This is a genomic window from Oceanimonas marisflavi (assembly GCF_003049725.1).
Taxonomy (GTDB): domain Bacteria; phylum Pseudomonadota; class Gammaproteobacteria; order Enterobacterales; family Aeromonadaceae; genus Oceanimonas; species Oceanimonas marisflavi.
In genome coordinates this window covers 1-255 of sequence record NZ_QAGM01000084.1, presented here as the reverse complement: position 1 = coordinate 255, position 255 = coordinate 1, and the positions used below count along the sequence as shown (strand labels likewise).

Annotated in this window: 1 rRNA gene; it reads right to left on the bottom strand. The window is 56.1% G+C overall.

Going from position 1 to position 255, the window contains the following annotated elements:
- Nucleotides 1-255 (bottom strand): 16S ribosomal RNA (locus tag DA373_RS16190); the annotation flags it as partial.

Genomic DNA, 255 nt, shown 5'->3' with positions numbered 1-255 from the left:
CGTTGCATCGAATTAAACCACATGCTCCACCGCTTGTGCGGGCCCCCGTCAATTCATTTGAGTTTTAACCTTGCGGCCGTACTCCCCAGGCGGTCAACTTAACGCGTTAGCTCCGAAACCCGCGCTCTAACGGCACAGACTTCAAGTTGACATCGTTTACGGCGTGGACTACCAGGGTATCTAATCCTGTTTGCTCCCCACGCTTTCGCACCTGAGCGTCAGTCTTTGGCCAGGGGGCCGCCTTCGCCACTGGTA